The sequence below is a fragment of the Parvibaculum sp. genome, from assembly GCF_030694575.1.
In the GTDB taxonomy this organism is placed as follows: Bacteria; Pseudomonadota; Alphaproteobacteria; order Parvibaculales; family Parvibaculaceae; genus Parvibaculum.
This window is the reverse complement of sequence record NZ_JAUYUS010000004.1, coordinates 1-18,169: the sequence shown is the minus strand read 5'-3', so window position 1 is coordinate 18,169 and position 18,169 is coordinate 1. Positions and strand designations below refer to the sequence as shown.

Below are 18,169 nucleotides of genomic sequence, written 5' to 3'. Positions count from 1 at the left end.
GTGCCGTCAGCAGAAGCGAAACCCGCCGTGCCGGAAGCTTTCGTCCGCGAACTGGAAATCGTCAATACCCGCGGTCTTCACGCCCGCGCCTCGGCGAAATTCGTGCAGCTCGCCGAAACCTTCGATGCCGAAATCCGCGTCTCCCGCGAAGGCCAGACGGTCCCCGGCACCTCGATCATGGGCCTGATGATGCTCGCCGCCGCGCCCGGCTGCTGCATCCGCGTCGAAACCTCGGGGCCGGACGCCGAAGCCGCCCTCGAAGCCCTCGCCGCGCTGGTGGCCGACGGCTTCGGCGAACGCGACTAGAGCTATTCCTTGAAATAAACCGTCTGCACGCTCGTCGCGAGAAGCCGCCCGTCCGCGCTCCAAAGCTCCGCCGATTGATCGAAATAGCCCTGCCGGAAAACCTTTGTGTCGGCGACGCCGATCAGCGGCTCGCTGCCGAGCGCCCCAAGCGCCGCCGCGTCGGTGTGAAAATAGGTGGTGAGCGAAACCGTCCCCGCCGGCACCATGCGGCCCCGCACGAGAAAGATGCGGACGATGAATGTATCGGCGAGCGACGCGAGCGAAATGAAATCGAGCGCGCGCGCCGGCTTGTCGGCAATCCAGAGCAGCGAGCGCGACGGGGCGGGATCGTCGTCCGCCCGCGCGACGAAATTCATCGCCCCCTCCGCGAAGCGCAGATCGTAGCGCGAGAGCCAGGCATTGCGCCCCTCCGTGTCCATCGGCACCAGCGTCTCGCGCGGCGGTATCGCGGGCCTCGCCGCCGGCTGGTGCGCCCACGTCTCGCGCCGCTTCGCAAACACCGCCGTCGCGCTCGCTGCCACACCGTCGTCCTGCGAAAGTTCCATGGACCAGTGCTGCGTCGAACGGTTGGTGCGCGTCTCCTTCAGGTCGATGAAGAAATCGCCCTTCGCGACCGGCGCGCAGAAATTCACGGTGAGCGCCACCGGGTCGCCGATCCGTTGCGGCGCGTCGAGTGCCGCCTTCAGCATCAGCGATGCCGTCGTGCCCCCGAAGGGCCCCATCATGTTCCAGTACTCGTCGGAGGTGGCGCCCCTGAGCCGCCCGTCCTCCGTCGGCGTCAGGCGCATGGCGATATCGAGCGGATGGGTGGGCGGGATGGCGTTCATGATCGGTCCTCGGTATTGGCGGATGGCTGTTGCCGTGACCTAACCAGCCCCGGCGCCCCGTGTCGATGACCTCCGGGGTAAGTAAAATGGAGCCATTCCGCGGGAAATGAGGGGCCGGCGTCTTTCTTCACAACAACATATAAAGATTTCTTTATATCGACTTGCCGCCCCGGCCCTGCCTTGTTATAAGGCCCCATCAACGACGCTGGAGACCGGCAGCCGCTTTCGTTCGCGCGCCGGTCCCGCTGCCTTCTCTTGCGGGCAGTCGAAACTCACAGCCGAATCAAGGAGCCCTCGCCCCATGAGCCAAGCCGCAAAAGCCGATACCCACGACTACGCCATCAAGGACATCAATCTCGCCGATTGGGGCCGCAAGGAGCTCGACATCGCCGAGACCGAAATGCCCGGCCTCATGGCGACGCGCGAGGAATACGGCGCGAAGAAGCCGCTCAAGGGCGCGCGCATTGCCGGCTCGCTCCACATGACGATCCAGACCGCCGTGCTGATCGAAACGCTGGCCGAGCTTGGCGCCGACATCCGCTGGGCCTCGTGCAACATCTATTCGACGCAGGACCATGCCGCTGCCGCCATCGCCGCGCGCGGCATTCCCGTCTTCGCGATCAAGGGCGAAAACCTTGAGGATTACTGGGAATACACCCACCGCATTTTCGAATGGTCGGATGGCGGCGCGCCCAACATGATCCTCGACGACGGCGGCGACGCAACGCTCCTCATCCATCTCGGCAAGCGCGCGGAAGACGGCGATATCGCCTTCCTCGAAACGCCGGGCAATGAAGAAGAGGAAATCCTCTTCGCCGCGATCAAGCGCCGCCTGAAGCACAAGCCGGGCTTCTACAATCAGATCGCGAAAAGCGTGCGCGGCGTCACCGAAGAAACGACGACCGGCGTCCACCGCCTTTATGAAATGCAGAAGAAGGGCACGCTGCTCTGGCCCGCCATCAACGTCAACGACAGCGTCACGAAGTCGAAATTCGACAACCTCTATGGCTGCCGTGAATCGCTGGTGGACGGTATCCGCCGCGCCACCGACGTCATGATGTCGGGCAAGGTCGGCGTCGTCGCCGGCTTCGGCGATGTCGGCAAGGGCTCCGCCGCCTCGCTCCGCCAGGCCGGCTGCCGCGTGATCGTCACCGAGATCGATCCCATCTGCGCGCTCCAGGCCGCGATGGAAGGCTATGAAGTGACGACGATGGATGAAGCGGCACCCCGCGGCGACATCTTCGTCACCACCACCGGCAATGTCGACGTCATCACCGTCGACCACATGCGGAAAATGAAGCACCGCGCCATCGTCTGCAACATCGGTCACTTCGACAGCGAGATCCAGATCGGCGGTCTCCGCAATCTCAAGTGGCACAATGTGAAGCCGCAGGTCGACGAGATCGAGTTCCAGGACGGCAAGCGCATCATCCTGCTCGCCGAGGGCCGCCTCGTGAATCTCGGCTGCGGCACGGGCCATCCGAGCTTCGTCATGTCGGCTTCCTTCACCAACCAGACGCTCGCCCAGATCGAGCTCTGGACGAAGCCGGCGGAATACGAAAAGAAGGTCTACGTCCTCAAGAAGGAGCTCGACGAAAAGGTCGCGCGCCTTCACCTGGAAAAGATCGGCGTGAAGCTCGAAAAGCTGAACAAGAAGCAGGCCGAATACATCGGCGTCGCCGCCGAAGGCCCCTTCAAGCCGGATACCTACCGTTACTGAGCGGCCGTGCCGCCAGGGATCGAGCCCGGTGGAAACACCGGGCTTTTTCTTTGCCCGGGGCCCGACCGTCCTTTTTCGCGACAGCTTCTTTCACCCGCGAGTCCCTCGTGGTGTAGTATGCCTCGGGGCAAGTGATTTGCGTCCGCTCACACGAGCGACAGGGGCGCCACGGGGAATGTGCGTGATGAAGGCGGCGGAAGGCCGGAACTGGAGAAGGTTTTTGCGCGCCGGATGCGCCGCGCCCGCCCTCCTGCTTGGCCTCGTGCCCCAATCCGCCGCCGCCCAGGCCACCCAGTCCGCACCCCTTTCCAATGGCCTCATCGAAACCCTGACGGCGCTCGGCCTCCCGCCTGAAGCCGCCGCCGATCCTGCGCTCGCGACCTCCTACGCCGTCGCCGCCGGCCTCGCCTTCGCCGGCGTCCTCGCCGCCATTACCGGCCTGCGCGCCTCGCGCATCGCGCGCCGCGTCGCGCTCGAGCGCGAGACGAGCCTCGCCGCCCTCGAGGCCCGCCTCGACGCGGCCGAAGCGATCCTCGCCGCCGAACCAGACGCCGTCTTCATCTGGACGCCGGAAACGCTGCGCGCCGCTCCCGGCACCTTTCAGGCCCGCCCCCGCATCGTCGGGTCCACGGCGACGCTGGTCGACCCCTCTTCGGGCGACCTCGATTTCAACTATCTGCTGACCCGCCTCGAGCCCGAAAATGCCGGCCGTCTCAACACCGCCGTGCAGCGCCTGCGCACGCGCGGCGCCCGCTTCTCGCTCCATGTCCAGTCGACGGACGGCCGCACCTTCGAGGCGGAAGGCCGTCCCGCCGGCGCGCTCGCCGTGCTCTGGCTGCGCGACGTCACGGGCGAGCGCGCCGAGGTCTCGCGCCTCAAGGAGCGTCTCCGCCAGGCCGAATATTCGCGCGCCCGCTTCGAGGAACATATCGGCACCGCCCCGTTCCCCGCCTGGCGCCGCAGCGAGGACGGCGCTCTCGTCTGGGTCAACGCCGCCTATGCCCGCGCCGTCGATGCCGCCTCGCCGGAGGATGCCGTCGCGCGCGGCCTCGAACTCCTGAACGAGGAAACCTTGTCCGCGCTCCGCCGCGCCCTGTTCGACCGGGCCCGCGCGCATGAGCGCAGCCACGCCATCATGGCGGGCGAACGTCGTGCCCTCGACATCGTGGAACAGCGCATGTCGGACGGTGTCGCCGGCATCGCGATCGACGTCTCCGATCTCGACGAAGCCGAAGCCGAACTGCGCCGCCACATCGAAAGCCACGCCGCCACGCTCGACCGCGTGACCACGGCGGTCGCGATCTGCGGTCCCGACAAGCGCCTCACCTTCCGCAACCGCGCCTTCGAAACGCTGTGGGGCCTCGAGCCGCACTGGCTCGATGGCGGCCCCTCCGACGGCGAAATACTCGACGAATTGCGCGCCCGCCGCCGCCTGCCCGAACAGGCGAACTTCCAGGCCTGGAAGCAGAGCCGCATGGAGATCTACACCTCGACCGAGCCGGTCGACGAATACTGGCACCTGCCGGACGGCCGCACGATCAAGCTCCTCGCGCAAGCGCATCCCTTCGGCGGCGTCATCTATCTCTATGAAAACGTCACCGAGCGGCTCAATCTCGAAAGCTCCTACAACACGCTCGCCCGCGTGCAGCGCGAAACCATCGACCATCTCTATGAAGGCGTCGCCGTGTTCGGCTCCGACGGCCGCCTGAAACTCTACAACCCGGCCTACGCGAGCATCTGGAATCTCGGCGACGGCGATCTCGGCGGCGAACCGCATGTGAACGAACTGGTCGAGATGTGCCGCCCGCTTCTCTCCGACGACGCCGAATGGGAAATCCTGAAAAACGGCGTCACCAACATGTCGGGCATCCGCACCCAGATCACCGGCCGCCTCGACCGGCCGGACGGCTCGGTGGTCGATTACGCGCAGGTGCCGCTGCCGGATGGCGCGACGCTGATGACCTATGTGGACGTCACGGATTCGACGCGCATGGAGCAGGCGCTTCGCGACCGCAACGACGCGCTCGAAACGGCGGACCGGCTGAAATCCGAATTCATCAGCCACGTCTCCTACCAGCTCCGCACGCCGCTCACGAATATTCTCGGCTTCGGCGAAATCCTCGAAACCGAAATGTTCGGCCCGCTTTCGCCGCGCCAGCACGAATACATGCAGGGCATTCTGGAATCGTCCGAAACCCTCATCGACGTCGTGAACGACATTCTCGATCTCGCCGTCATCGAGGCGGGCGCCATGACGCTCGACCTGTCGGATGTCGAATTGTCGGAAGTGATCTATGCGACGGAGGAATTCGCGCAGCGCCCGGCGCAGAAGAACAAGGTCACGCTGAGGGTCGAGTGTCCGAAGGATATCGGCATCGTCCGCGCCGACGAAAAGCGCATCAAGCAGATCATGATAAACCTGCTGTCGAATTCGCTCGCCTTCACCAGCCCCGGCGACACGATCGTCATCGGTGCCGCCCGCCGCGACAATTCGGTCGAGCTTTATGTCGAGGACACCGGTATCGGCATCAAGCCGGAATTGCAGTCCAACGTCTTCGACCGCTTCGAGGCCCATTCCTCATCCGACCGCCGTCGCGGCGCCGGCCTCGGCCTCTCCCTCGTCCGCTCCTTCGTGGAATTGCATGGCGGCTGGGTAACGCTCGAAAGCGCCCCCGACGTCGGCACCCGCGTCACCTGCCACCTCCCCGTCCGCGCCGCCCCGCCGGCCACGCAAACGTCAACCTCGCCCGTGCCGACGAAGCTGGAAGTGGGATAGGGAGTACTATCTGCCTACAGATTATATAATCTGTCTTTGCCGGGCTTGACCCGGCAATCCAGTAGGCGCGGAACGTGCCGTCTCTCTTCGCAAAACTCTTCCTTGCTATAGGCGCGCGTTGCACGCTGCGCTTTCTCGCCCTGGACCCCCGGGTCAAGCCCGGGGGTGACGATGCTTTTAAATGCAGGAACGGTCCTTCGCGCCCTACAAGAAAATCCTGTAAGGCACCGCCACGCCGTCCGGCCCCTTGACCTGGAATTCGGCCCCCCGATCCGCTTCCTGGATCAGCGCCTCGTAAAGCCGGAGCGCATTGCGGATCACCTCCGCATAGGACGCCGCCTCCGTCTTGTCCTTCAGTTGCTGCAGCCGTTCCATCGCCTGGGGCGGCAGTTCGAGTTGCACGCGCGTCGTGTCGCGCTCGTTCGTCTCGCGCCGGTGCCGCCTGTGGCGTCCGCGCCGTCCGGGCGCGCAGGCAGCGTCCGTTTCGTCTTCGCGCGCGCTCATGCCGCGTCCCTTCTGTCCCAGTCCCGATAATTCCAGCTCCGCCGCGAGCGGCGCCCGCCGGCGAACAGCACAAGCAGCGCGACCACGCCAAGCGTCGCCAGCGGATAGCTCGCCGCCGCCGAAACAAGCGCGACCAGAACGACCAGCGCCAGCACGAACCTCGCGCCGCGCGGCAGCCGCCACTCATACGCATGCCAATCGCGTCTCTCGCCTCCGCGCCGCTCGTGGCGCCATTCCGCCTTCCACTCGTGGCCCTGCCAGCGCCCATGCATCTCGCAGCTGCCGCGCCGCTCCTGCTCCGACAGCGGAAATTCCTCGCCCACCTCGACCCGGTAGCGCGTCGCGACGTTGTCCTTGCCCGTCTCTATAGTGTCGTTCGTCTCGGCCATGTCCTGTCCTCCGGCTCCATGCCCTTCCTGTCTCCATTTAATAATCAAAATATCATCATCGATCAATCCAAAAATGCGCCATTCTTTGCTGTAAGCCGAAATCTGGCGGATGTCCTTGCCTTTTCAGCGGGCCGGACGACCCTGAATGTCTCGGGAAAGGAGGTCCCCCATGCCGAAAAAACCCTACGAACTCTTCTACTGGCCCGGCATTCCCGGCCGCGGTGAGTATGTCCGCCTCGCGCTGGAGGAGGCGGGTGCCGCTTACATCGATGTCGCCCGCGAGCGCGAAAACGGCATGGCGGAGATGACGGCGCTGCTCGAAGGGGAGGGCACGCAGCATCCCTCCTTCGCGCCGCCTTTCCTGCGCGATGGGCGCGTCGTTATCGGTCAGGTCGCGGCCATCCTTTTTTACCTCGGCCCCCGTCTCGGCCTCGCGCCGAAATCCGAAAGCGGCGCCCTCTGGACGCATCAGATCGAACTCACGATCACGGACCTCGTCGCCGAGGCGCATGACGTGCATCATCCCGTCGGCGTCGGCCTCTATTACGAGGATCAGAAAATGGAAGCCGCCCGCCGCGCGGAAGAATTCCGCACCGCCCGCATCCCGAAATTTCTGGATTACTTCGAAAGCATTCTCGCCGCCAACGGCACGACGGAAGCAAAGCCCCGCCTCGTCGGCAAATCGCTCACCTATGCCGACCTCTCGCTCTTCCACACGGTCGACGGCCTCAAATACGCCTTCCCCAAAGCAATGGGCCGGCTCCTGAAAAGCCGGCCCCTCGTCGCGTCGCTGCACGAGACGGTGAAGAAACGCCCGCGCATAAAAGCATATCTCGAAAGCGAAAGACGCCAGCCCTTCAACGAAAGCGGCATCTTCCGCCACTATCCGGAGCTGGATAAGTAGCGTGCCGGAGATAGTCGGAGAATTATCTTCCTACCCGCCCCTGGGGGGCGGGTCGAAATTTGCCCTGCAAATTTCGGGGAGGGGGCGCCGCCTTGCCGCGCGGAATGCCGTCGCGTTTAAACCCGCTTCTCACTCCACTTTCCCGATCACCGCACAGGCAACCCGGTCGCCCGCGCCGCCGATCGGCTGGCTCATATGGTCGTCGGGATTGGCGTGGATGACGATCGCCGAGCCGTCCGCGTCGAGCAGATGCGCCCGGCCGTCGTCTTCGCCCGTCAGCGTCACGCGCGTCGAAAACATTTCCGCCTGGCCCGTGCCGTCCACCGCCACGTAAAGGTTCGGCAGGTCGCCATCGTCCGGCCCTTCCGGGTTCAGCAACCCGTGCGGCACCTTCTCGGCATGATGCACATGCGCGCCCGACTTCTTGAAGCCCTCATCGGAGCAATCGCCGGTCTGGTGGAAATGAATGCCGTGCCAGCCGGGTTCGAGCCCTTCCACATTCACCCGTATGAGAACACCCGACGGTCCCTCCGACAGATCGGCGGTCCCGATCTCGGCCTGCTCGCCATTCTTGAACGTGCCTGCGGCCAGCGGCGCATCGGCGGCAAAAGCGGGCAGCGCCGCCAGCGAAAACACGGCCGCAAGCGCGCCGAGACGGAAACCGGACATGGGAACCTCCTTCTTGAAAAACCTTCTCGCCAGAACCTAGAGCAAAAGTTCAGACAGAAAAGCCCATCTCACTTCCCACCCTCCCAGCTTGTCCGCCTTGGCGGACGAGCCACCAAGGAATGGGGGAGGGTGGCCAAGCCGTTCACGAAGCCGTGAGCCCCCAAATGCGTACTGGCGACCGACTGACCGAAATGATATTTTTGGTCATTCTATAGGCCGCACGCCCCGCCCGGGGCGAACCCCAGGGAGGCACGCCCAATGGCCATTACCCTCAAAGTCAACGGCACGACGCATTCGCTCGACATCGAGCCCGAAATGCCGCTCCTCTGGGCGCTGCGCGACGAGCTTGGCCTCACCGGCACGAAATTCGGCTGCGGCGTCGCCGCCTGCGGGGCCTGCACGGTCCATGTCGACGGCGTCGCGACCCGCACCTGCGTCACGCCCGTAGAGGCCGTGGACGGCGCCGAGATCACCACCATCGAGGGCCTTGCCGCCACGTCCGGCGCGGCGGAGGGCATGCTCGCTCCCGTCCAGCAGGCCTGGATCGACGCGCAGGTTCCCCAATGCGGCTATTGCCAGTCCGGCATGTTGATGGCCGTCTCCGCGCTCCTCGCGGAAAATCCTCGGCCCACGGATGAAGACATCGATGCGGCGATCACCAATGTCTGCCGCTGCGGCACCTATCCGCGCGTCCGCGCCGCCATCCGTTCCGTCACCGCAGCCTGAGGGAGAGAGCATCATGGCCATGCAATTCAAGAAGCCCTCACGCCGCCAGTTCCTCATCGGCGGCAGCGTCGGCGTCGCCGTCGGCGGCGGCCTTCTTCTCGGCTATGCCGTCTCCGGCCCCTCGCGCCGCGAGCTTGCCGAAGGGGCGGCCGCGCAAGGCGGCGAACGCTTCGTCACCACCTGGTTGAAAATTTCGCCGGACAACATCGTCACCATCTATGTTCCCCATGCCGACATGGGGCAGGGCACCATCACCGCGCTCGCCATGATGGCGGCGGAGGAACTGGAAGCCGACTGGTCGCTCGTCCGCGCCGAACAGGCCCCCGCCGAAAAAGCCTTCGCCAATGAGGCGCTCGGCAACCGCTTCGTCGCCGGCGAAGACGTGCCGCCCATGCTGAAGGGCCTCAACGCCGCCGCATGGACCAAGATCGCGCAGTTCATGAACCTGCAGATCACCGGCGGCTCCATGGCGGTCCGCTACACCGGACATCACGGCATGCGCGTCACGGGCGCCGCCGCGAAAGACATGCTGGTCAAGGCCGCCGCCGCCCGCTGGGGCGTCTCGCCATCCGATTGCGTGGCCGCCCTCAGCACCGTCACGGGCCCCAACGGCCAGTCCGCCACCTATGGCGAACTCGCCGCCGACGCCGCCGGCTATGCGCCCTCCGCCGCGCCGGTCCTGAAGTCGAAAAAGGACTACACCATCGTCGGCACCGCGCGCCCCCGCTTCGACATTCCGGGCAAGGTCAACGGCACCGCGAAATACGGCATCGACGCCGAGGCCCCCGGCATGCTCTACGCCGCGCCGAAACTCGCCCCCGTCTTCGGCTCCACCGTCGTCTCTTATGATGCGAGCGAAATCCTCTCCCGCCGCGGCGTGAAGAAGGTCGTCGAATTTCCCGGCGGTGTCGCCGTCATCGCCGACAATTACTGGCGCGCGAAGGAAGCCGCCGCCGCGCTCGAAGTCACCTTCGACACGAAGGGCGGCGAGGCCGTCTCCTCCGAAACCATCTTCGCCGGCCACGACGCCGCCATCGCCACGGGCAAGAGCGAGGACGACAAGGTGATCGGCGACGCCGCCTCCGTCTTCGCCGCCCAGGGCGCCGACATCGTCGAAGCCTCTTACCGCGTGCCTTACCTCGCACATGCCTGCATGGAACCGATGAACTGCACCGTCTGGATCCGCGACGGCAAGGCCGATGTCTGGGTCGGCGTGCAGGACCCGCTCGGCACCCGCGCTCGCGTCGCGGATATTTCCGGCATCGGCTTCGAAAACGTGAAAGTCCATCCGATGCTGCTCGGCGGCGGTTTCGGCCGCCGCATCCCGATCCGCGAAGGCTTCTTCAATTTCCCGAGCGAGATCGACTTCGCCACCATCGTTGCGAAGGAAGTCGATGCCCCGGTGAAATTCATCTACAGCCGCGAGGACGACATCCAGCACGATGCCTACCGCATCGCCTCAAGCTCCCGCCTTCGCGTCGCGCTCGACGAAAAGGGTCTGCCCACCGCCTGGGAAAACATCTATGTCCACAAGGACGAGCCCGGCGAAGCCCCGCACATCCCTTACGCGATCCCCAACCAGTCGATCCGCTTCGTCGAAGTCGAAAACCACGTGCCGCGCGGCCCCTGGCGTTCCGTCGCGCATACGCAGCACACTTTCTTCAACGAAAGCTTCATCGACGAGCTCGCCCACCGCGCCGGCGCCGACCCTTATGAATATCGCCGCGCGCTCCTCGAAGGCCAGCCGCGCCACCAGGCCGTGCTCGATCTCGCCGCGAAAAAAGCCGGCTGGGGCAAACCCCTCGCCGAAGGCCGCTTCCATGGCATCGCGGTCCAGCAGAGCTTCGGCTCCATCGTCGCGGAAGTCGCTGAAATCTCGGTGGAGGAGGGCGCCGTCCGCGTCCACCGCGTCACGGCCGCCGTCGATTGCGGCGAGGTGATCCACCCGGACACCGCCGCCCAGCAGGTCGAAAGTGGCATCATCTACGGCCTCACCGCCGCGCTCTACGGCGAGATCGCGATCGAAGGCGGCGCCGTCGCGCAGACGAACTTCACCGACTACGAAATGCTGCATCTCTCGGAGACGCCCGTCATCGACGTCCACTTCGTCGAAAGCGGCGCCCCCATCGGCGGCCTCGGCGAACCGGCAACCCCCGTCGTCTCCGCCGCCGTCTCCAACGGCGTCTACGCCGCGACGGGAAAACGCATACGCCAGCTCCCCCTGAAAAACCACGACCTCACCCCCGCCCCCGGCAAACTCGCCCAAGCCGCGGATTAGAGCAGGGCAGCAGCGTCACCTCTTCTCCCTCTCCCCTCGGGGAGAGGGAAAAGTCGGCCGGCTGTTCACCGGACTCTCTCTTTCTCCCTGGGCGCCGAAACGCGCCGGGGCCTGGCCTCCATTTTGGGTTTGGGCAGGAGACGGAAGCGGCTCTGGCACCAGGCGAAATCGACGCCTACATCGAGCAGCGCATCGGAACGCCCACATGGGCAGGCAAATTCCATGACGGCGAGAACACGGTAGGTCTCTCCGGCCTGTAGAGGAACAGGCCTGCCCGTCACATGGTTCGGGGCGGCATTGACGCAAAGAACAAGATCGCCGGGTCCGATTGCGTCGCTCATGGCTTCCATCCATTGTCCTGGGAAGAGATTAGACTTCGACCCGCAAGGTGAAAAGACCGCTTTTGGCGCATTCCGGGCAGCGGCCGGCGTCGCACCGGCAACAAGGCGCCCCAAAACAAAAGCCCGCTCCTCGATCCGAGGAAGCGGGCCTTCTTTTTCGCCGCGTGAGAAAAATCTAGTGCTGGCTCTCCGGCATCTGCACGCGCATCCCGTCCAGCTTGTCGCTCGCCACGAGCTGGCAGGAAAGCCGCGAGTTCGCTTCCGTGTGTTCGCAGAAGTCGAGCATCGTCTCTTCCATCGTCTCGATTTCCGGGAGCTTCGCCTTCCACTCTTCCGGCACATAGACCATGCAGGTGGCGCACGCGCAGGCGCCGCCGCAGTCGCCGTCGATGCCGGGGATGCTCGCCTTCACCGCCGCTTCCATCAGCGTGATGCCGTTCGCGACCTCGATCGTGTGTTCCGTGCCGTCATGCTCGATATAGGTGATTTTCGCCATGTTCAGTAAAACGCCTCCACTCGCTCTTTTTGTCTTTGGGAAAATTGTTCCGTATACGGCCGTTCAGCCGGCAAGTTCCTTGACGGGAATGCTTTCGTCGCGGATGCGCGCCGGGTCGAGCCGCGCCTGCTTCGCCGTCAGCATTTTCGCCATCATGAATTCGGGCGCGCGGTTGATCGCGTCGACCGCCACCAGCACGCCGTCCTTCAGGTAGAAAACCGCGAAGCTGCGCCCCGTCTCCGGCTCGCCGCGCACCACCGCCTCGGTGTAGCCGGCGGAGAGCCCCACGATCTGCAATTTGAGGTCGTACTGGTCCGACCAGAACCACGGCACCTGGTTGTAGGGCTTCTCCTTGCCGGTCAGCGTCGCCGCCGCCGTCTTGCCCTGCTCGATGGCGTTATGCACGCTTTCGAGCCGCAGCCTGTGTCCGTAGATCCCGTTCGGATGGCTGGTGCAGTCGCCCGCCGCGCAGATGTCCGGGTCGCTCGTCCGGCACAGCTCGTCCACCGCGATGCCGTTCTCGACATGCAGCCCCGCTTCCGCCGCAAGCTCCGTGTTCGGAATGATGCCGATGCCCACCACCACGAAGTCGCAAGGAAACCGCCGCCCCTCGCCGGAGGCAACCGACGTCACCTTGTCCTCGCCCTCGAAGCTCGCCACCGTCACGCCGGTTTCGATCTTCACGCCTTCTTCGCGGTGCACGCGCTCATAGAAGCGCGACACGATCGGGTCCACCACGCGCGCCATTACGCGGTCCGCCGTCTCGAGCACGGTGACGTCGAGCCCGCGCTTCACGGCGACGGCCGCGACCTCGAGCCCGATATAGCCGCCGCCCACCACGACCATCTTCGCGCCCGGCCTGAAATGCGCCTGGATCGAATGCACGTCGTCGATATTGCGGAGATAATGAACCCCGTCGAGGTCGAAGCCCGGCACGTTCAACTCGCGCACGCGGCTTCCCGTCGCGATCAGCAGCTTGCCATAGTCGAAGCTCCGCCCGTCGCCGGTGAGGATGCGCTTCTCGCGCCGCTCGATTTCGGTCACGCGCGTGCCCCAATGGGTCTCGACGCCCGACGACGCATAGAAATCCTGCGCCTTCAGCTCCACGCGGTCGAAGCCGATCTCGCCGGCGAGAAATTTCTTGCTCAGCGGCGGCCGCTGATAGGGCGCATAGGGCTCGTCGCCGAAAATCCGGATCGCGCCGTCGAAGCCTTCCGCGCGCAAGCTCTGCACGGCCTGCGCCGCCGCCTGGCCCGCCCCGATGATGAGAATGTCGTCCGCCATATGCCTCCCCGTCGCCCCGCTGTTCTCGTTGTTTCTTCCGCTCACGGATGACCTTCGGAACGGAAGGCCCGATAAAAAAACGGTGTCACCCCGGCGAAAGCCGGGGCCCATGGGCCTCACCGCGTCCCGAAGCCCGGGCGGGCGGCTCCCCGTCGCCGGAACATACCCGTATTTTTTGCGGAGTTTTACTACGCGGTGGGGGTGTTGTCCCCTCTTTTCAGGGTCTTGCCGGCTGTCCGCCACATGGCCGGAAGCCTGCGCGCGAGCCCCTACCTCGCCAAAAAATGACGCCTGCGTCAACTTCTTTGTTGCCGCAGGCGTCACAGGCTGAAAAGGCGCGCGTTTGCTGGCTATTCCACGATGGTGCTGTCGATCTCGCCGAGATACCGCACCGCGATCTGCACCCGCTCTCCGGGCTTGAGGTAATCGCCTGAGGCCTTCTCCTGCGCGATATGCCGCTCCACCACATGGGCGGTGACGGGCCGGTCCCAGCCCCCTGCCACGAAGTCCCAGAGCCCCAGCGCCATGGCCGATTTGTTGACGCCGTGGAAGATCGTCCCGTCCGGCGTCCCCGCCAGGATCGCGGTCCGCGCCGGGATCGTGCCCCCCGGCGCCGGCAGGCCCACCTGCCGCCCCTGATACTCCCAGGTCATGCCCTCGCGAGCCTTCGTCTGCCGCAGCAGCTCGTCGAAATCCCATATCGCTTCCGATTGCGTCGCCGACTGCTTCAGCTCGCCGTTCCGCCACAGCCGCAATTCGGCGGCCTCCGCGAAGGGGCGCAGCTCGCGCGGAATGACGAACAGGTTCCCCACCGGCAGAAAGCCCGGCGCGCTCTTGCCCGTCGTGAAGCCCTTGCCGGAAGTGACGTCATTGGGATCGACGTTCCGCATCAGCGCCGCCCGGTCCGTCACGTCATTGCAGAGCATCAGCCCCATCCGCTCCGGCGCCGTGCCGTCCAGCGCGCCGTTGAGGTCCACGGGGGCCAGCGCCACGAAGCAAAGCTCCACCTCATAGTCGAGCAGCGCCTCTCCCGCCGGCACGGGCGCGTTGAAAGCCGTCGGCTCGACCTCTTTCGGAAAGAGGAAAGGCCCGTCCGTCACCGTCGCCTCTTCCGCATGTTCGGGAAAATTCGTCCCCGCCGCGATATGCGACGCGGTCAGCCGCGCGGGCAGCGTCAGCCGCCCCGCGGGCATCCGCTCGGCGCGCCCCGCCGCCAGCGCCGCAATCGCTTCGTAGCCATGGGCGGCATAGGCGTCGATGGGATCGTCCGCCCCCAGCGCCGCCGTCACGTCGACGCCGCTCACCATGCCCTCTTCATAGGCGGAGACGAGCAGCAGCCGGTGATGTCCGTCTTCCTGCACGCGCGCGAAGGTCAGCGCCTCCGCCACGGGCGCGATTTCCACCGTGCCGAATCCTTCGGCCTGTGCGGCCGCTCCCGCCGCCGTCGAACCGAGCAGCGTCATGACGAAAATGCCCGCGCGCAGAAAGCCCATTCTTCCATCCTCAGTTCACCAGCAACCAGACGCCGATTGTATTCACGATCATCAGGATTGTCCCGCCGAAGAGATTGGTGTCCACGAGATAGATCGTGCCGAAAATATTGAAGCGGAACGGCTTGATGCCGTTCACGTCCTTCAGCGCCCCGCCATAGATCGGCATCGTCGCCAGCGTCGTATAGAAGCTCGCGCCCCAGATGTAATTGAGGATCGCCGCCACCCATATATGCGTCGCGTAGTCCGTCGCGGGGGTCCACAGCAGATAGAGAATGACGAGCGAAATGCCCGTCTGGCTCAGCACCTGCCACACCACATGAAACCGCGCATGCGGCGTCCATAGCGGGTTCGTCGCATGCGTTTTGTTGAAGTCGGCGAAAATCGGCCCGACGCTGATCATGAAGGCGACCAGCGAAAAGAGAAGACGCGGAACCAGAAGCTCGTCGTAAAGCGTTTCCATTTTTATCTCCTCAGATGAGGCCGGGGTAGGAGCCCCCGTCCAGTTGCAGGTTCTGCCCGGAAATGAAGCCCGCCTGTGCGCTGCAGAGAAACGCGCAGGCATCGCCGAATTCGAAAGGTTGCCCCATGCGCTTGGCGGCAATCGACTCGGCGATTTCCGCGCGCGCTTCCTCATAGGTGATCTTCTTGAACTGCATGGCGAGCTTCGCCATCTGCTGCTGCCGGTCCGTGTCGAAGCGTTCGGGCAGCATGTTGTTGATCGTCACGTTGAAGGGCGCGGCGTCGACGGAAAGCGCCTTGCTGATCGCGGTGAGGCCGGAGCGCGCCGTCGTCGAAAGCCCCATCGCCGAGCGCGGCGCCTTCACCATCGCCGAGGTGATGTTGACGATCCGCCCGAAGCGCCGCTCCTTCATGCCCTCGATCAGCGCCTTGATCATGAAGACGGGCGCGAGCAGGTTCGCGTTGAGTGCCGCCTGCCAATGGCTTTCGTCCCATTGCTGGAAGGCGCCGGGCGGCGGCCCGTCATTGTTGTTCACGAGAATGTCGGCCGCCGGACAGGCCGCGAGGAGCCGCTCCCGGCCTTCCGGCGTGTTGATGTCGGCGGCGATGGGCGTCACCGATCCCTTCGCCACGGCCGCGATCTCATGCGCCGCGAGGTCGAGCACCTCCGCGTTCCGCCCGTTGATGACGACGTCGGCGCCTTCGCGCGCCAGCGACATGGCGCAGGCCTTGCCGAGCCCGCGCGACGAAGCGCAGACGATCGCCTTGCGTCCCTTTAACCCAAGATCCATCAGCCGTTTCCTCTCAACTTCACCGCCGCTTCTCCACCACACACCTCGTCATTGCGAGGAGCGATAGCGACGAAGCAATCCAGGAGCGGCACACTCAGTCCTTGCCGTTCCTGGATTGCTTCGTCCCGGCTTCGCCGCTCCTCGCAATGACGGAGAAAGGGCGACGCTCTTCATCACGCCAGAACCTCCGCCAGCGTTTGTCCGAGAAGCGCCGCCGCGTCGTTGGCCCCGCCCTCGAAACGGCAGGCGATATGTCCATCCGGGCGCACCAGCAGCGCGCCGTCCTTCGGCAGGCCGGTAAGTTCCGTCCAGCCTTCCGTCTCGTCCTCGAAATCCCGTCCGCCGCGCAGCGCCGTCAGCCCCGCATCCGCCGCCGCTTCGCGCCAGCCATCGCCCCCCGGCCCGGCCAGTATCGCGAAGCGGTCGGCGGCAAGGAGAGACAGCAGCGACACGCGCGCGCCTCCCCTTGTCTTCACCCAGCGATGCGGCACATGCGCGCCCGCCTCCCATGAAGGCCGGTAATCGCTGATGTCGACGCCCGCCGCCGCCTGCAGGGCAGGCGCGCCGATGGTCGCCGCCGACGCATAGCGATAGCCGAGCTGCAGGTTGAAACTGTCGAAATGCGGCCGCTGCGCTTCCACGGTGGCGGCAAGCTCGGCGGAAGCGGCCGGGTTCGCGGCGATGGCCTCGTAATGCGCCTGCCGCTTTGCCGGGTCGGGCCCGTAAAGCGCGCCGAACAACTCGAAGATCTTCGACGCGTTGGTCAGGCTCTGCTCGCAATTGGTCAGCGCCACGGGTCGCCGTTCCGTCTCGTATGTGTCGAGAAGTGCCTCTCCCGCTTCGCCTTTCAGCACGGCGGCGAGTTTCCAGGCAAGGTTCTGCGCGTCCACCGCGCCCGTGTTGAGGCCGAGCCCGCCCGTCGGCGGAAAGCGGTGCGCCGCATCGCCCGCCAGGAACACGCGGCCCTTGCGGTAGCGTTCCGCCACCTGCGCCGACATCGTCCAGGGGCTCACATGGCGGACATGGAGTGCGGGGAGCGCGGGCGCCGCCGTACCGATTGCCGCTTCGATCAGTGCCCGGCATCTCGCGTCGTCGAAACTTTCGCGAGGTTCGCGCGCCGGATCGTGCGGGTGCATCAGCACCCATGTCCTGCCCCGGTCATAGGCGATGAAGACGCCGCTCGTACCCGGCTGGAACAGGAAATAGAGAACGCCGGGCCGCGCATCTGTGAGCGCCCTGAGGTCGGCCTCGAAATGGATCATCAGATTGTGCTGCAGCGCCTCCGGCCCCTCCATCGCGATGCCGAGCGTGTCGCGCAATCGCGAGCCCGCGCCGTCTGCCGCGATGAGATAGTCGCAGGTGAGGGCATCGCGCGTGCCGTCTGCCGCCTCCAGTTGCGCCGTCACCCCGTCAGGTACTTCCGCGAGATCGGCGCAGGTGACGCCGCGCGTGAAGGTAATGAGCGGCTCGGCGTCAATCGCCTTCGCCAGCGCCGCCTCGAATTTCGGCTGCGGAATATTGGTGAGCGGGTAGGGCGTATGCGCCAGCGCCTTGTCGTCCTGCCGCTCGTAAGGCAGCGCGCCGAACTCCGTACCCGTCAGTGTACAGATGAAACGCACCCATCCGGCATCGTTGGCGCTCGCGCCCTCCCGGCGCAGTCCCTCCGCCGGCACGCCCACGCTTTCGCAGATTTCGAGCGTCCGCGGGTTCACCGCATGGGCCTTCGGCGCTTCGCTCGGCTGCGGCCGTCTGTCGATCAGCCGCGACGCGATCCCCTGCCGCGCCAGCAGCAGCGCCGAAAGCTGGCCAACAGGACCGGCACCAACGATCAGGACGGGAATGCGGGACATGGCGCGCCTCAAATATGAGAGTACTCTCATATTTGAGATACATCTCATAAATGACTTTTGTCAACCCGTGGCCTGCGCTATTCTCGCTCCATGCGGCACGGACATTTTAAGGATTTGACGGCAGGCCAGGGCAAACGCGAGCGCACCCGCTCCGCGCTTCTGGACGCCGCTGTCGAGGTCGTCGCCGAAAAAGGCGGGGAAGCCGCGAAAATCAGCGACATCACCACCGCCGCGGGCCTCGCCAACGGCACTTTCTACACTCATTTCAACGACAAGGCCGAAATCCTCCGCGAAGCCGCCTATGGCATCGCCTTCGAGGTCGTCCGCCGCCTGGACGCGGAAATGGAGGGGATCGA

Annotated in this window: 18 protein-coding genes; 7 read left to right on the top strand and 11 right to left on the bottom strand. The window is 65.3% G+C overall.

Features of this window, described 5'->3' with window-relative positions:
* Positions 1 to 306, top strand: a complete 306-nt coding sequence (locus Q8S60_RS00670) for an HPr family phosphocarrier protein (protein WP_305275614.1) — start codon at positions 1 to 3, stop codon at positions 304 to 306.
* 2 nt (positions 307 to 308) lie between these two features.
* On the opposite strand, the gene Q8S60_RS00665 is transcribed toward Q8S60_RS00670, so the two are convergent.
* Positions 309 to 1,133 carry an acyl-CoA thioesterase II gene (locus tag Q8S60_RS00665; RefSeq protein ID WP_305275615.1) on the bottom strand — a complete coding sequence of 275 codons (825 nt, stop codon included), beginning with the start codon at positions 1,131 to 1,133 and terminating at the stop codon, positions 309 to 311.
* A gap of 301 nt (positions 1,134 to 1,434) precedes the next feature.
* Here Q8S60_RS00665 and ahcY point away from each other — a divergent pair, with 301 nt between their 5' ends.
* Entirely contained in the window at positions 1,435 to 2,853 is a 1,419-nt protein-coding gene (ahcY, locus tag Q8S60_RS00660; protein ID WP_305275616.1) for an adenosylhomocysteinase, read from the top strand.
* Between the two features lie 220 nt (positions 2,854 to 3,073).
* Positions 3,074 to 5,629, top strand: a complete 2,556-nt coding sequence (locus Q8S60_RS00655; RefSeq protein ID WP_305275617.1) for an ATP-binding protein — start codon at positions 3,074 to 3,076, stop codon at positions 5,627 to 5,629.
* Between the two features lie 204 nt (positions 5,630 to 5,833).
* Here the strand turns inward: Q8S60_RS00655 and Q8S60_RS00650 are convergent, their stop codons facing one another.
* On the bottom strand, positions 5,834 to 6,133 hold the full coding sequence (locus Q8S60_RS00650) for a ribbon-helix-helix protein, CopG family (RefSeq protein ID WP_305275618.1): 300 nt from the start codon (positions 6,131 to 6,133) through the stop codon (positions 5,834 to 5,836).
* On the bottom strand, positions 6,130 to 6,522 hold the full coding sequence (locus tag Q8S60_RS00645; protein WP_305275619.1) for a hypothetical protein: 393 nt from the start codon (positions 6,520 to 6,522) through the stop codon (positions 6,130 to 6,132). The genes Q8S60_RS00650 and Q8S60_RS00645 overlap by 4 nt, the downstream gene beginning before the upstream one ends.
* Positions 6,523 to 6,691: 169 nt before the next feature.
* Between Q8S60_RS00645 and Q8S60_RS00640 the strand changes: the two genes are divergently transcribed.
* Positions 6,692 to 7,426, top strand: a complete 735-nt coding sequence (locus tag Q8S60_RS00640; RefSeq protein WP_305275620.1) for a glutathione S-transferase — start codon at positions 6,692 to 6,694, stop codon at positions 7,424 to 7,426.
* Positions 7,427 to 7,555: 129 nt separating this feature from the next.
* On the opposite strand, the gene Q8S60_RS00635 is transcribed toward Q8S60_RS00640, so the two are convergent.
* The gene (locus tag Q8S60_RS00635; protein WP_305275621.1) at positions 7,556 to 8,095 is read right to left on the bottom strand and encodes a superoxide dismutase family protein; all 540 of its coding nucleotides are present in this window, start codon (positions 8,093 to 8,095) and stop codon (positions 7,556 to 7,558) included.
* A gap of 258 nt (positions 8,096 to 8,353) precedes the next feature.
* Here Q8S60_RS00635 and Q8S60_RS00630 point away from each other — a divergent pair, with 258 nt between their 5' ends.
* Together Q8S60_RS00630 and Q8S60_RS00625 are read left to right on the top strand one after the other, a co-directional pair.
* Entirely contained in the window at positions 8,354 to 8,821 is a 468-nt protein-coding gene (locus tag Q8S60_RS00630) for a (2Fe-2S)-binding protein (protein WP_305275622.1), read from the top strand.
* A 13-nt stretch (positions 8,822 to 8,834) separates the two neighbouring features.
* Positions 8,835 to 11,099: a xanthine dehydrogenase family protein molybdopterin-binding subunit gene (locus tag Q8S60_RS00625; protein WP_305275623.1), complete on the top strand. Its 2,265-nt coding sequence runs from the start codon at positions 8,835 to 8,837 to the stop codon at positions 11,097 to 11,099.
* A gap of 65 nt (positions 11,100 to 11,164) precedes the next feature.
* Here Q8S60_RS00625 and Q8S60_RS00620 read toward each other — a convergent pair whose 3' ends face one another.
* From Q8S60_RS00620 to Q8S60_RS00590, 7 genes are all read right to left on the bottom strand, one after another.
* A complete protein-coding gene (locus Q8S60_RS00620) occupies positions 11,165 to 11,449 on the bottom strand; it encodes a hypothetical protein (RefSeq protein ID WP_305668264.1) in 285 nt (94 codons plus the stop codon).
* A gap of 166 nt (positions 11,450 to 11,615) precedes the next feature.
* Positions 11,616 to 11,936, bottom strand: a complete 321-nt coding sequence (locus tag Q8S60_RS00615; RefSeq protein WP_305275624.1) for a 2Fe-2S iron-sulfur cluster-binding protein — start codon at positions 11,934 to 11,936, stop codon at positions 11,616 to 11,618.
* 63 nt (positions 11,937 to 11,999) lie between these two features.
* Entirely contained in the window at positions 12,000 to 13,220 is a 1,221-nt protein-coding gene (locus Q8S60_RS00610) for an NAD(P)/FAD-dependent oxidoreductase (protein WP_305275625.1), read from the bottom strand.
* Between the two features lie 350 nt (positions 13,221 to 13,570).
* Entirely contained in the window at positions 13,571 to 14,713 is a 1,143-nt protein-coding gene (locus tag Q8S60_RS00605) for a fumarylacetoacetate hydrolase family protein (RefSeq protein ID WP_305275626.1), read from the bottom strand.
* Positions 14,714 to 14,723: 10 nt separating this feature from the next.
* On the bottom strand, positions 14,724 to 15,173 hold the full coding sequence (locus Q8S60_RS00600) for a DUF6640 family protein (protein WP_305275627.1): 450 nt from the start codon (positions 15,171 to 15,173) through the stop codon (positions 14,724 to 14,726).
* A 10-nt stretch (positions 15,174 to 15,183) separates the two neighbouring features.
* A complete protein-coding gene (locus tag Q8S60_RS00595; protein ID WP_305275628.1) occupies positions 15,184 to 15,963 on the bottom strand; it encodes an SDR family oxidoreductase in 780 nt (259 codons plus the stop codon).
* 173 nt (positions 15,964 to 16,136) lie between these two features.
* Positions 16,137 to 17,813, bottom strand: a complete 1,677-nt coding sequence (locus tag Q8S60_RS00590; RefSeq protein ID WP_305275629.1) for an FAD-dependent monooxygenase — start codon at positions 17,811 to 17,813, stop codon at positions 16,137 to 16,139.
* 114 nt (positions 17,814 to 17,927) lie between these two features.
* Here Q8S60_RS00590 and Q8S60_RS00585 point away from each other — a divergent pair.
* A partial coding sequence (locus Q8S60_RS00585) for a TetR family transcriptional regulator (RefSeq protein WP_305668263.1) occupies positions 17,928 to 18,169 on the top strand: 242 nt, incomplete at its 3' end.